The sequence below is a fragment of the Burkholderia sp. Ed8 genome (assembly GCF_040761425.1).
Taxonomy (GTDB): domain Bacteria; phylum Pseudomonadota; class Gammaproteobacteria; order Burkholderiales; family Burkholderiaceae; genus Burkholderia; species Burkholderia seminalis.
Window position 1 is genome coordinate 2,327,516 of the sequence record NZ_CP142885.1, and the last position, 12,044, is coordinate 2,339,559.

Annotated in this window: 14 protein-coding genes; 10 read left to right on the forward strand and 4 right to left on the reverse strand. The window is 68.4% G+C overall.

The annotated features are described in order from the left end of the window. The first annotated feature begins 38 nt into the window (after positions 1-38). The 5 genes from VXM69_RS10615 to VXM69_RS10635 all read left to right on the forward strand — a co-directional run bounded on the left by VXM69_RS10615 (position 39) and on the right by VXM69_RS10635 (position 5,935). Complete coding sequence (locus VXM69_RS10615; protein WP_034189907.1) at positions 39-332, forward strand: hypothetical protein; 294 nt, start codon at positions 39-41, stop codon at positions 330-332. After that, complete coding sequence (gene mdtN, locus VXM69_RS10620; protein ID WP_034189908.1) at positions 329-1,378, forward strand: multidrug transporter subunit MdtN; 1,050 nt, start codon at positions 329-331, stop codon at positions 1,376-1,378. The genes VXM69_RS10615 and mdtN overlap by 4 nt, the downstream gene beginning before the upstream one ends. Next, the gene (locus VXM69_RS10625; protein WP_367188560.1) at positions 1,359-3,389 is read left to right on the forward strand and encodes an FUSC family protein; all 2,031 of its coding nucleotides are present in this window, start codon (positions 1,359-1,361) and stop codon (positions 3,387-3,389) included. The genes mdtN and VXM69_RS10625 overlap by 20 nt, the downstream gene beginning before the upstream one ends. Beyond that, positions 3,376-4,920 carry a TolC family protein gene (locus tag VXM69_RS10630; RefSeq protein WP_367188561.1) on the forward strand — a complete coding sequence of 515 codons (1,545 nt, stop codon included), beginning with the start codon at positions 3,376-3,378 and terminating at the stop codon, positions 4,918-4,920. Before VXM69_RS10625 ends, VXM69_RS10630 begins: the two co-directional genes overlap by 14 nt. A 307-nt stretch (positions 4,921-5,227) precedes the next feature. Then, a complete protein-coding gene (locus tag VXM69_RS10635; protein ID WP_006483946.1) occupies positions 5,228-5,935 on the forward strand; it encodes an MgtC/SapB family protein in 708 nt (235 codons plus the stop codon). Between the two features lie 42 nt (positions 5,936-5,977). On the opposite strand, the gene VXM69_RS10640 is transcribed toward VXM69_RS10635, so the two are convergent. After that, on the reverse strand, positions 5,978-6,697 hold the full coding sequence (locus VXM69_RS10640) for an autoinducer binding domain-containing protein (RefSeq protein ID WP_034189911.1): 720 nt from the start codon (positions 6,695-6,697) through the stop codon (positions 5,978-5,980). Positions 6,698-6,770: 73 nt separating this feature from the next. Between VXM69_RS10640 and VXM69_RS10645 the strand changes: the two genes are divergently transcribed. The 3 genes from VXM69_RS10645 to VXM69_RS10655 all read left to right on the forward strand — a co-directional run bounded on the left by VXM69_RS10645 (position 6,771) and on the right by VXM69_RS10655 (position 8,848). Then, complete coding sequence (locus VXM69_RS10645) at positions 6,771-7,214, forward strand: DUF4902 domain-containing protein (protein ID WP_034189912.1); 444 nt, start codon at positions 6,771-6,773, stop codon at positions 7,212-7,214. A gap of 209 nt (positions 7,215-7,423) precedes the next feature. Beyond that, positions 7,424-8,032, forward strand: coding sequence for an acyl-homoserine-lactone synthase (locus VXM69_RS10650; RefSeq protein ID WP_049035377.1), 609 nt, complete (start codon positions 7,424-7,426; stop codon positions 8,030-8,032). Between the two features lie 51 nt (positions 8,033-8,083). Next, positions 8,084-8,848, forward strand: a complete 765-nt coding sequence (locus tag VXM69_RS10655; protein ID WP_367188562.1) for a hypothetical protein — start codon at positions 8,084-8,086, stop codon at positions 8,846-8,848. A gap of 175 nt (positions 8,849-9,023) precedes the next feature. Here VXM69_RS10655 and VXM69_RS10660 read toward each other — a convergent pair whose 3' ends face one another. Next, entirely contained in the window at positions 9,024-9,314 is a 291-nt protein-coding gene (locus tag VXM69_RS10660; protein ID WP_367188563.1) for a hypothetical protein, read from the reverse strand. A gap of 353 nt (positions 9,315-9,667) precedes the next feature. Between VXM69_RS10660 and VXM69_RS10665 the strand changes: the two genes are divergently transcribed. After that, positions 9,668-9,997, forward strand: coding sequence for a VOC family protein (locus tag VXM69_RS10665; RefSeq protein ID WP_367188564.1), 330 nt, complete (start codon positions 9,668-9,670; stop codon positions 9,995-9,997). A gap of 21 nt (positions 9,998-10,018) precedes the next feature. Here VXM69_RS10665 and VXM69_RS10670 read toward each other — a convergent pair whose 3' ends face one another. Further along, entirely contained in the window at positions 10,019-10,585 is a 567-nt protein-coding gene (locus VXM69_RS10670; protein WP_367188565.1) for a GNAT family N-acetyltransferase, read from the reverse strand. A gap of 156 nt (positions 10,586-10,741) precedes the next feature. Beyond that, positions 10,742-11,392, reverse strand: coding sequence for a GTP cyclohydrolase II (gene ribA / locus VXM69_RS10675; RefSeq protein ID WP_034189918.1), 651 nt, complete (start codon positions 11,390-11,392; stop codon positions 10,742-10,744). A gap of 178 nt (positions 11,393-11,570) precedes the next feature. Between ribA and VXM69_RS10680 the strand changes: the two genes are divergently transcribed. Continuing rightward, positions 11,571-12,029 (forward strand): CBS domain-containing protein, encoded by a 459-nt coding sequence (locus VXM69_RS10680; protein ID WP_034189919.1) that lies wholly within the window; start codon positions 11,571-11,573, stop codon positions 12,027-12,029. The last annotated feature ends 15 nt before the right edge of the window (positions 12,030-12,044 follow it).

Genomic DNA, 12,044 nt, shown 5'->3' on the forward strand with positions numbered 1-12,044 from the left:
CGCCCGGCATCCACCCCCAACGTCGAGCTCGTCACACCATGAGAAAAACAATGCCGCGCGCGCCCCTGCGCGTTGCCGCCGCCCTGGCGCCCGCCCTGCCGCTCGCGGGCTGCGCGTCGCGAGGCGCCCCGTCGTACGTGCTGTTCGGCGCGTATTTCCCGCTCTGGCTCGTCAGCGCGATCGTCGGCGTCATCGGCGCGATCGTCGCGCACCGCGTGTTCGTCGCGACCGGCTGGGCCGCCACCGTGCCTTACCAGCTCGCCGTCTGCACCGCGATCGGGCTCGTGGTCGCCGTGATCGTCTGGCTCACCGGCACGGGGCCGTTCGCATGAAGGCCGCCGGACTCCCCCGCCCGTCCGTGAAAGGCCGCGTGATCGCGCTCGCGATCGTCGCGCTCGGCATCGCCGCGCTCGTGTATGCGTACTACCGCACGACGGCCTACCCGTCCACCGACGACGCGTCGATCGACGCGGACGTCGTGCACGTCGCATCGCCGGTCGGCGGCCGCATCGTGCAACTCGCGGTGCACGAGAACCAGCGCGTCGCGAAGGGCGACCTGCTGTACGAGATCGATCCCGTGCCGTACCGGCTGTCGGTCGCGCAGGCGCAGGCCGACGTCGAACTCGCGCGCGCATCGCTCGACACGCGCCGCCGCTCGCTGATCGGCGAGCGTTCGAACGCGGCGGTCGCCGCCGAGCAGGTCAAGCGCGCGACGCAGAACTACGATCTCGCGACGCGCGACGTGAACCGCCTCGCGCCGCTTGCCGCGCAGGGCTACGTCAGCGCGCAGCAGTTCGACCAGGCGAAGGTCCGCCAGCGCGACGCGTCCGTGTCGCTCGCGCAGGCGCAGGAACAGCAGCACGCATCGGCCCGGACGATCGGCGACGAAGCCGACGCGATCGCGACGCTGCATGCGCGCGAAGCCGCGCTCGCACGCGCACAGCATGCACTCGACGATACGGTCGTGCGCGCGCCGCACGACGGGCTCGTGACGGGCCTGACCGTGCTCGCCGGCGAAACCCTCGCGCCGAACCAGTCGATCTTCACGCTGATCGACGCGCGCGAATGGTTCGCCGTCGGCAACTTCCGCGAGACGGCGCTGAGCCGCATCGCGGTCGGCGATTGCGCCACCGTCTATTCGATGATCGACCGCAGCCGCCCGCTGACGGGCAAGGTCGTCGGCATCGGCGCCGGCATCGCGGACAGCGCGCGCATCAACCTGCCGCGCTCGCTGCCGATCGTGCAGAACTCGGTGAACTGGGTGCACGTCGCGCAGCGCTTCCCGGTGCGCGTGAAGCTCGACGAGCCCGACGCCGCGCTCGTACGCGTCGGCGCCAGCGCGATCGTCGAGGTCCGGCATGGCACTGCCTGCCGCTGACGTTCGCGCGCCGGGCCCGCGCGAAGTCCTGCGACTGCTCGCGCCGTTTCCGGGGCGCACGGCCATCGCCGTGCGCGTCGCGCTCATCTGCGCGCTGACCGCGCTCGTGACGGCCGCGAATGGCACGCCCGAAGCCGCGCTGTCCGCGTACGTCGTGTTCTTCATGATCCGCGCCGACCGCGTGACGAGCATCGTGCTCGCGGCCGCGCTGCTGCTAATCGTCACGATCGTGATCGGGCTCGTGCTCGGCATCGCGATCTTCAGCATCGACTATTCGATCCTGCGGGTCGCCTGCATGGCCGTGCTGTCGGTCGCCCTCCTCTATCTGACTTCCGCCAGCAAGCTGCGCCCGGTGGGCGCGATCCTCGCGATGATCGTCGGCTTCGGGCTCGACCAGCTCGGCCTCGCGCCGTTCGGCGAGGCCGCGACGCGCGCGTTGCTCTACATCTGGCTGACGATCGCGATCCCCGTCGGCGTGGCGATCGTCGTCAACCTGCTGATCGCGCCGTCGCCGCGCAAGCTCCTGCACGCGCAACTCGCGAAGCGGCTGCGGCTCGCCGCGCGACGACTGCGCGGCGGCGACGATACACGCGCCGCGTTCGACGCGAGCCTGCGCGAAGGCGACAAGCAGTTGCTCACATGGCTCAAGCTGTCGAAACTCGAAGGCTCGTCGAGCGCCGCCGACGTCGCGGCGCTGCGGCAGGCCATCGCGTCGAGCACCGCGCTGATGGTCGGCGTCGCGCTGGCCGATCGCGAACCGGACGCACGGCTGCCCGATGCGTTCGCCGCGCCGATCGCCGCGACGCTCGACGACATGGCCGCCATTCTCGAACGCGGCGGCTACCCGGTCGACGTGACGCTCGCGCTGCCGCCCGCCGACGCGCTGCCGCCGCTCGCGCGCATCGCCGCGACCGACCTCCATGCCGCGATCACGCGTTTCGCGGAGCCGGGCGCGACGGCCGATGCCGCGCCCGCCGCCCCTGCCGCCATACCCGAAGCCCCCGCGCCGGCCGCACGCGGCGGCTTCTTCCTGCCCGACGCCCGCACCAATCCCGACCACATCCGTTATGCGCTGAAGACGACCGCCGCGGCGATCTTCTGCTACCTGCTGTACTCGCAACTCGACTGGTCGGGCATCCATACCTGCGTCGTCACCTGCTACATCGTGTCGCTCGGCTCGACGGCCGAGACGGTCGAGAAGCTCACGCTGCGGATCGTCGGCTGCATGGTCGGCGCGCTGCTCGGCACCGCCGCGCTCGTGTTCGTCGTGCCGGCGCTGTCGTCGGTCGGCCACCTGATGGCGCTCGTGTTCGCCGGCGCGTGGCTGTCCGCGTGGATCGCATTCGGCTCGCCGCGCATCGCGTACGCGGGTTTCCAGATCGCGTTCGCGTTTTTCCTGTGCGTGATCCAGGGCGCCGGCCCCGGCTTCGACCTGACGATCGCGCGCGACCGCACGATCGGCATCCTGCTCGGCAACGTCGTCGTGTATCTCGTGTTCACGCGCATCTGGCCCGTCAGCATCGGCAAGCAGATCGACGTCGCGCTCGCCGCGCTGCTCGACCAGTGGCGGCGGATCGCGCGGATCGCGCAGCCGGCCGAGCGACGCACACTCGCGGCCGAAGCGTTCGCGCGCCATGGCGCGATCACGCAGGAGCTCGGCCTGGTCCATTACGAACCGTCGTGGGTCCGACCGGCCGCGACGTGGCTGGCCACGCGGCGGCGCGCGCTCGCGGAACTCGGCGCGCTCGAAGGCCCGCTGTTCCTGCTCGCCGAACGCCAACCCGGCGACATCGCGATCGACGCGCAACTCGCGCGCGTGACCGAACCGGGCGGCGACAACGCCGTGCCCCGTCCGGACGCCCGCGCACCCTCGGCCGCGCCGCCGGGCGCCGCCCCCACCGACCCCGCACGCGACGCGCTGCTGAACCTGATCGACACGCGGCTCGCGCAGATCGCCGACGCCGCCCGTCCAGCCACACCGAAGGAGCCTGCCCCCCATGCGTCGACCTGAACCGCCGGCCGCCTCGATCGCCGTAGCCGCCCTCGCGACCGCCGTCGCACTGGCCGGTTGCGCGACGTCGTCGATCGACCTGGCGCCGGAGGCATCCGACCGCCCGTGGCAGCCGCAAACGTCGGCCGCGGGCGACATCGTGCCGGGCCCGCCGCGCGCGTCCGCGCCAGGCGCGCACGACTACACGCTGCCCGCGTCGCCGGCGCTCGCGTCGGTCTCGCCGCCGGCCGCGCTCGATGCCGCGCATCCGTACACGCTGCCCGAGCTGATCGATCTCGCCGAATCGGCGAACCCGCTCACCCGCATCGCATGGAACGACGCACGCAATGCGGCGCTCGCGGTCGGCCTCGCCAAGGCCGCCTACCTGCCGCGCCTGTCGGCGACCGCGATGGGCGCGTACCAGACGAGCCACGGCTCGACGTCCACGATCCTCGGCGATTCGTCGAGCGACACCACCGTGCACGGCACGATTTCGGCGCTGTCGCTGCAATGGCTGCTGTTCGATTTCGGCGGCCGCGCGGCGCGCGTCGAAGCGGCCGAACAGGCCTCGATCGCGTCGAACGTCGCGTTCACGGCCGTGCACCAGCAGGTGATCCACGACGTGACGGTCTCGTACTACCGTTACGAAGCCGCGCGCTCGCGCGCCGTCAGCGCCCAGCAGGGTCTCGCGAACGCGGACGCGATCCTCGCGGCGGCGCGCGCGCGGCTCAAGCACGGCGTCGGCACGGTCGTCGAGCTCGCGCAGGCGACGCAGAACCGCGCGCAGGCGAACCTCGCGCTCGTCCAGGCAAACGGCGCGGAAAGCGACAGCTACCTCGCGCTCGTCTCCGCGCTCGGCATCTCGCCGCTGTCGAAGCCGACGATCGCCGCGCTGCCGAAGCGGCCGCTGCCACCCGCGCTCGGCTCGTCGGTCGATGCAATCGTGTCGGATGCGATCGCGCGCCGCCCCGACCTGCAGGGCGCGTTCGCGCTCGAAAAGGCCAATCGCGCGAAGATCAAGGCCGCCGAAGCCGCGTTCATGCCGAAGATCTTCCTGTCCGCGTCGACGTCATACGCGAGTGGCGGCACGGCCATTTCCGCGCTACCGGCGATCGGCGACCAGGCGCCGACCGTCAACCTGAACGGCAGCCGCTACGGCGGCGGCGTGTTTCTCGGCGTGACGATCCCGCTGTACGACGGCGGCCTGCGCTCGGCCGTGCTGATGCAGGCGCGCAACGATGCGGAAAGCGCGTCCGCGCGCCTCACGCGGACCAAGGAGGAAGCCGTGCGGCAGGTCGTCGCCGCGCAGAACGCGGTGCAGACGAGCCTCGCGTCGCACGACGCGGCCAAGGCGCTCGTCGATGCCGCGCAGACCAGCTACGACGCGGCGCTGACCGCGTACCGCAACGGCGTCGGCTCGGTCACCGATGCGACGATCGCGCAGAGCCAGCTGCTCGCGGCCCGAAACGCGGAGGTCGACAGCTATGCCGGCGCGCTATCGGCCGCCGCCGCGCTCGCGCTCGCGACGGGCACGATCGGCGCCGCGCAGTAGCACGGCCGCCGCAAGGCGGTTGACGCCTGCGCGCGCCGCCCACTAGAATGCCGCCCATTCTTCCTTCAGGAACCATCGTGGACAGTTGCAGCACTCCGTTGCGTGCGCCGCTTGCCGCCTGAACGCCTGTCCGACGCAGTTCTCCTGCCCCGGCTCGCGTTCCGCGAGCCCGCACGCCCCCCGTTACACACTGAATGACGCATTCGCGCGGTACAGTACCGCGCGATGACGGCCGTCCATGCGTCGCCCATGGCCTTGCGCCGCGGCGACGACGGCCGGCGCGCGCTTCTTGCACGGCAGGACAACCATGACTTTCGATTTCGCACTCCGTCTTTTCACCGCGTTCGCCTGCGGCGTCGCCATCGGCCTCGAGCGCCAGATGCGCCAGCGCACGGCCGGCCTGCGCACCATCACGCTCGTCGCCAGCGGCGCGTGCCTGTTCGTCACGCTCGGCGTACTGACCGGCAATGGCGTCGCGGGCGTCACGCAGATCGCCGCGTACGTCGTGTCGGGCGTCGGCTTTCTCGGCGGCGGCGTGATCATGCGCGACAAGGGCTCGATCCAGGGCATCAACACGGCCGCGACGCTGTGGTGCTCGGCCGCCGTCGGTGTGCTGGCCGGCTCCGGCCATTACGTGCCCGCACTGGCCGGCACCGGCGTCGTGCTGCTCACCAATACCGTGCTGCGCGGTGTCAGCCAGGCGATCAACGCGACGCCCGTCTCGAACGCCGATCTCGTGCGCGAATACCAGATCACGGTGATCTGCCTGGCCGCCGACGAAGTGCACATCCGCACGCTGCTGTCGAACGCGATGTACGCGAAGCCGCTGTCGTTCCAGAGCCTGACGAGCGAGGACGTACCCGATCAGCCGGACCGGCTGAAGGTGACCGCGACGTTGAAGCTGCATCCGAAGGATCAGCAGAAGCTCGAACAGATCGCGAGCCGGATGAGCATGGAGAAGAGCATTTCCAGCGTGAGCTGGACCGCGAAGGAAGCGGAACCGATGATGGAGTGAGCGGCGTGGCGGCCGCCGCATCCGGCGCCGCCCTCGCCTGCGTCACGGCGCGTCGATGAGCCCGGCCGAAATCGCCTTCACGACCGCCTGCACCTTGTTGGTCGCGCCGAGCTTCTCGAGGATGTTGTTGACGTGGAAGTTGACCGTCCGCTCCGAGATGCTGAGGATCTGGCCGATTTCGCACGCGGTCTTGCCCTCGGCCGTCCAGCACAGCACCTCGCGCTCGCGCGCGGTCAGCGTGACGCCCGCCGCGGGCGACAGCTTCGGCACCATGAAGCGGCTCATCAGCGAATGCGACAGGTTCGCGAGCCAGTTCGTCTGCAGCGTCAGCATGTTGATTTCGGCAGGCGTCAGCCGGTCGGCATGGCGTGCGATGCTCAGCAGGCCGAACGCGCCGCGGGCCGCCCAGCTCGACTGCGCGACGCCCACCGACAGCCCGAAATCGCGCGCGTCCTGCCACAGCGGGCACGGGTCGATCCGGTCGACATCCGGCCAGACGATCATGTTGGTGCTCAGCGCGCCGTCGCGAACCGTCGAATCGATCTCGATGTAGTTTTGCGCCTGGTAGTGCGCCATCCAGCCGTCGGGATAGGTATTGAAGATGGCGACCGACGGCTTCGATACGGGCAGCGGTACGCGAATGCCGTAGCAGCAGTATTCGAATCCCAGCCGCCTCGAATAGGCGGCGATCCGCTGGAAGAGCTGCTGCTCGTCTTCCGCGGCGCTGAATTGTTGATAGGCATCCTGCCAGCGCAGTTCCATTCGTTCTCCGACAACGTCACGCTGTCATACTTGTCAGGTTCCAGCACCCGTTCGAGGCTGATACATTCCGCGCATGACCTCACCTTTGCTGCACCCGGTCCCCGGCCCGTCCCCGGACGGCTACGTACGCCTGTCAAAAGACGCACTGGCCGTGCTTGCACTCGACCATGTCTCGAGCGGCCTCGACGCATCCTTGCTGGCCGAACTGCGCGACAGCGCGATCGACGCACGCCTCGCCGGCTACACCGAATGGCACCGCGCGGCCGGCGCCGGCGCCCCTTACGTGACGGTCGGCTGGGACTGGTACCTCGAACGCGCGACGGGCACGTTCGTGATCGCGGGCGGCGACGTCCGCAGCAACGTGATGGTCGTCGATGCCACCGGCGCCGACATCGGCATGGTCCGCACGGCCGCCGCGCTCGCCGCGCGACTTGCCGGCATGGACTGGCCCGCCGCGGTCGCGTCGGCCGTGCTCGGTCGCAACGACGCCTATCATGCCGGTCCCACGCTCCAGTGACAACCTGCCGCGCATTCCTCTGATCATTTCGCAAGACTGGCGCTCTTTATAAGCAAAAGCCGTCCAGTTTTCAATCCCGTCGATCAAGAAACCGTTACCACGCCGCAAATGGCGCCTTTGGGCCGCCACCCTGTAAGAGTTACCAGTTACAGCCCCCTCGTGCCGCGCGATGTAATGCACGCATACAAAAGCACAGATCCGAGGACACCATGCGGACCTTCGTTCACGAGGAAGGGCGGTTGCCACACGAACTTGCAGCGGATCTAGGGCGCTATCGGCGCCGCGTATTCGTCGAACAGCTCGGTTGGGCGCTTCCGTCGGCGAACGAAAGCTTCGAGCGCGACCAGTTCGATCGCGACGATACCGTCTACGTGTTCGCGAGGAACGCCGGCGGCGACATGTGCGGATGCGCGCGCCTGCTGCCCACCACGCGCCCGTACCTGCTGAAGTCGCTGTTCGCCGACCTGATCGCCGAAGACATGCCGCTGCCGCAATCGGCCGCCGTCTGGGAGTTGTCCAGGTTCGCGGCGACCGACGACGAAGGCGGCCCGGGCAACGCCGAGTGGGCCGTGCGCCCGATGCTGGCCGCGGTCGTCGAATGCGCGGCGCAGCTCGGCGCGCGCCAGCTGATCGGCGTGACGTTCGCGAGCATGGAGCGGCTGTTCCGCCGGATCGGCATTCACGCGCACCGCGCAGGCCCGCCGAAACAGGTGGACGGTCGTCTGGTGGTCGCGTGCTGGATCGACATCGATCCGCAAACGTTTGCCGCGCTAGGAATCGAGCCGGGGCAGGCAACCCGGCAAGCCATCGCCGCCTGAGCCGGAACGCGCGTGTCCGTCCGGGCGGCATCGTAACGAAGGAGAACCAACGTGGACCAGTCTCAGGTCTTTCGCGCGATGATGCCCGGCTTGACGAGCGCCGGCGGCGCCCGCATTGCGGTCGCCTATCCGTCGTTTCCCAGGCCGCTGCCGCTCGTGCGGCTCGACCGCCGCGGGCTCGTGTTTCGCGCCGCCGGCGCCGCGCCGCTCGTCTGCGGGCTGCCGCGCCCAGCGACGCTGCTGGTCGCGGACGAGCCGCTCTGCTCGCTGCGCCTCGTGATTCGCGGCACCGCCCCGGCCGGAGGCGGCCAGCACGACCTGACGATGCAGCCGTCCGGCGCCGCCGGCGACGAGCTGCTGTGGCATGCGCTGCGCGATCGCGCACCGTACCGGCACATTCGGCACCCGCTGGCGCCCGTCGATACGGCCCGCGCCGCCGACAGCGCGCCGCTCGCACCGGCCGGCGAGGCCGCCCCGCGCCCGTCGCGCAGCACGGCCTTTCGCCTGCCGTGCCACAGCGACGCGCTGTTCTTTGCCGACTGGCTCGAATATCACTTCGACGAGCTGCGTGCGCTGTCGCAGCAGCACGGACCGCAACTGCAGCTCAATCAGCTCGAGCGCCAGGTGGCCGACGACGAGGTCGGCGTACGCTTCGTCTACGACATCGACGGCCATGCGACGCGGCATGCGCTGACCGACTGCGCACGCGAGGCCTGTGCATGGATCGAGACGGAAATGCGCGACAAGTACGCGCTGCCCGTCGCGCAGGAGCGGTTCGGCGCGTTTGCGGCACATGCGCGGGCCGGCGGCATGTGAATGGATCACGCGGCTGCCAGTTGCATGGATACAACTAGCGCTTGCAAACGTCCGGGTTTTCCCTTAAATTGACGTCTGTCTCCTCCATGTCTCCAAACATGGATTCAGCCCGCTCAAGCAGCGGGCTTTTTTATTGCCTGCGCGGATCTCGGGGCCACATCATTTTCCGCTCCGGCTAACCCGCCGGACGTGCGCCGGCCGGGTGCAGCCAGTAGTGATGCACCACGAATATCAGCGCGAGCGCCACGACCAGGATCAACAGCAGGGATAGCCAACCCTTCCTGGTCGACGGCAGGTCCGTCACGGCGCCGACGTCACCCGTCAGTGCCATCAACGCGACCATCGCCAGCCCGGCCAGTACCAACGTGCCCTTGGCCACCCATCCAAAGGCGGCCTCCAGTCCGGCCGCCCATCGCGATTGGCGATAAGGTCCGGCAACCGGCCGACGCAGATCGGGCTTACTCATTCCTCATCTCCCGTCCGACCTGCACGAATCCGCACGTCGAACAGCAGGCTGCTGCGGAAGGCCGGGATTTGAGGGCTCCGCAGACATGCGGCGGCCGCGGTGCACATACTGAATCTGAAGCGTCATGTTTGTTGTACTTGAGCGAGTCGGGAGTCGACCCTCCGCTTCGTTTGGCCGAAACGAATCGATATCGTTCGATACGACGAGCATGCGCCGCGACGCGATCCGCTCGCGTCACGCAATCCCGATCGGTCCGCTTATCATTGACCGGGCCTGCCACTCTTCGCCGAGGTCATCTTGCACGCCCATCTGCGCATTGCCCGCCGGTCAGCAACCTCGCCCGCACCGAGCGCATGTATCGCGACGCCCTCGACCTGTCGGTCCTCGCGCGTTTCGACGATCACGACGGCTTTTCCGGCGTGATGCTCGGACGCGAAGGCCTCGACTATCACTTCGAATTCACGCACTGCCCGGATCATCCGATCGCGCCGTCGCCCACACCCGAAGACCTGATCGTCTTCTACCTGCCCGATCGACCGGAATGGGAAGCCGCGTGCGAGCGCGCCGCCGCACATGGCTTCATGCCCGTGACGTCGTTCAATCCGTACTGGGAAATATCCGGCCAGACCTTCGAGGATGCCGACGGCTACCGAATCGTGCTGCAGAACGGCACGTGGCACTGACACGCGCAGACGCGTGAGCCGTTACGCGCCGGCAACCCCGCCGGCGCGCGCGACATACACGACGTGCGGCCGCAGCGGATGCCCGTCCGGCAACGCGGGATGATCGAAGTCGCGCGCGGATTGGCGCAGCATGCCGATCTGTTCCATCACACGCCGCGACCGCACGTTGGTGTCGGCCGTCCACGCGAAGATTTCGCCGAGCCCGGCCCGGCCGAACCCGTCGGCCAACGCGGCGGCAGCCGCTTCGAGCGCGTAGCCCTGCCCCCACGCGTGGCGCGCCTGCCGCCACATGATCTCGACGCTCGGCGCCATCGGATGGGTTGCACGCGCTTCATGCGACAGACCGCAAAGCCCGAGCAGCGTCGCGTCGGCACGACGTTCGACCGCCCACACGCCGAAGCCGTGTGCATCGAAATGCGCGTCGAAGCGCGCGATGAGGTCGCTCGCCTCGTCGACGGACATCGGGCCGCGCGCGAGCCACGCGATCACGTCCGAATCGGCATGCATCGCCGAAAGCGCACCCGCATCCGACGCACGCCAGCGACGCAGCGTCAGGCGTTCGGTTTCGATCTTCGAGAGGGTGGACATGGGTGATGAGGATCGCACGGGCGGCAGCGGAACGCTGGTGACATCACGAACCCGAAGGCGGGGCGGCTGACGAAGGAGGAAGCTCGATCGTCGCGTCTGGGCACGACGATCGATGGAACAAACCACGAGAAACGGGCACGGGTGCGCCCATCGTGATTACTCGTTTTCCTCGAAGTAATGCCCGAACTTCGTCTGCTTCGTGCGGATATAACGCTCGTTTTCCTCGCGCACGGGCACCGCCAGCGCCACGCGCTCGCAGACCGGAATGCCGTGCTTCGCGAGCGTGTCGAACTTCTCCGGGTTGTTGCTCATCAGCCGCACCGACGTCACGCCGAGGATCCGCAGGATCGCGGCGGCCGAATCGTATTCGCGGGCATCGTCGGGCAGACCGAGGTCGAGGTTCGCCTCGACGGTGTCGCGCCCCTGCTCCTGCAGCGCGTACGCGCGGATCTTGTTGCTCAGGCCGATCCCGCGCCCTTCATGACCGCGCAGGTACAACAGCACGCCGCGGTCTTCCGCCGCGATGTAGCGCAACGCAAGGTCGAGCTGCTCGCCGCAATCGCAGCGATACGAGCCGAACACATCGCCGGTCAGGCATTCGGAGTGCAGCCGCGTCAGCACCGACTGCTCGCCGGCCACGTCGCCCATCACGAGCGCAAGATGTTCGGCATCGCTGCCCGATACGCGAAACGCGTATGACTTGAACGTACCGTAACGCGTAGGCAGCGACGCGGTGGCGACGAGTGTCACGCACTCGTCAGCCTGGTCATTGCCCGGCGCGGGCGATTGGGGACGCGAAGACATCATGAATTGAATCGAAACGTTCAGGAATGTAGGAGTTGTGTGGATAGTGCGTGACGGGAGTTTACCGCTAATCTGGAAACGTCACGCGACTGCCACTGCGCGCCCGGCTATACTGGGCTCAACGGGTGTCGCGCACCAACGCCCTGCCTTCCCTGTATCGACCTGCACACGGAGAAAGCGAATGAGCACGACTGTCGCGCAGATTCTCAAGGCCAAGCCTGATTCGGGCCGCACGATCTACACCGTCACGAAGACCGATTTCGTCTACGACGCCATCAAGCTGATGGCGGAAAAGGGGATCGGCGCGTTGCTGGTCGTGGACGGCGACGACATCGCGGGTATCGTCACCGAGCGCGATTACGCGCGCAAGGTCGTCCTGCAGGACCGTTCATCGAAAGCGACCCGCGTCGAGGAAATCATGACGGCGAAGGTACGCTACGTCGAACCGTCGCAATCCACCGACGAGTGCATGGCGCTGATGACCGAGCACCGGATGCGCCACCTGCCCGTCCTCGACGGCGGCAAGCTGGTCGGCCTCATCTCGATCGGCGACCTCGTGAAGAGCGTGATCGCCGATCAGCAGTTCACGATCAGCCAGCTCGAACACTACATTCACGGCACGCCGGTCGCTTCGACCTGATCCGCGCAGCAAAAA

Bases quoted from the DNA above. Each gene is read 5' to 3' on its own strand.
- VXM69_RS10615 (WP_034189907.1), top strand. From the start codon at position 39: ATGAGAAAAACAATGCCGCGCGCGCCCCTGCGCGTTGCCGCCGCCCTG.
- mdtN (WP_034189908.1), top strand. From the start codon at position 329: ATGAAGGCCGCCGGACTCCCCCGCCCGTCCGTGAAAGGCCGCGTGATC.
- VXM69_RS10625 (WP_367188560.1), top strand. From the start codon at position 1,359: ATGGCACTGCCTGCCGCTGACGTTCGCGCGCCGGGCCCGCGCGAAGTC.
- VXM69_RS10630 (WP_367188561.1), top strand. From the start codon at position 3,376: ATGCGTCGACCTGAACCGCCGGCCGCCTCGATCGCCGTAGCCGCCCTC.
- VXM69_RS10635 (WP_006483946.1), top strand. From the start codon at position 5,228: ATGACTTTCGATTTCGCACTCCGTCTTTTCACCGCGTTCGCCTGCGGC.
- VXM69_RS10640 (WP_034189911.1), bottom strand. From the start codon at position 6,697: ATGGAACTGCGCTGGCAGGATGCCTATCAACAATTCAGCGCCGCGGAA.
- VXM69_RS10645 (WP_034189912.1), top strand. From the start codon at position 6,771: ATGACCTCACCTTTGCTGCACCCGGTCCCCGGCCCGTCCCCGGACGGC.
- VXM69_RS10650 (WP_049035377.1), top strand. From the start codon at position 7,424: ATGCGGACCTTCGTTCACGAGGAAGGGCGGTTGCCACACGAACTTGCA.
- VXM69_RS10660 (WP_367188563.1), bottom strand. From the start codon at position 9,314: ATGAGTAAGCCCGATCTGCGTCGGCCGGTTGCCGGACCTTATCGCCAA.
- VXM69_RS10665 (WP_367188564.1), top strand. From the start codon at position 9,668: ATGTATCGCGACGCCCTCGACCTGTCGGTCCTCGCGCGTTTCGACGAT.
- VXM69_RS10670 (WP_367188565.1), bottom strand. From the start codon at position 10,585: ATGTCCACCCTCTCGAAGATCGAAACCGAACGCCTGACGCTGCGTCGC.
- ribA (WP_034189918.1), bottom strand. From the start codon at position 11,392: ATGATGTCTTCGCGTCCCCAATCGCCCGCGCCGGGCAATGACCAGGCT.
- VXM69_RS10680 (WP_034189919.1), top strand. From the start codon at position 11,571: ATGAGCACGACTGTCGCGCAGATTCTCAAGGCCAAGCCTGATTCGGGC.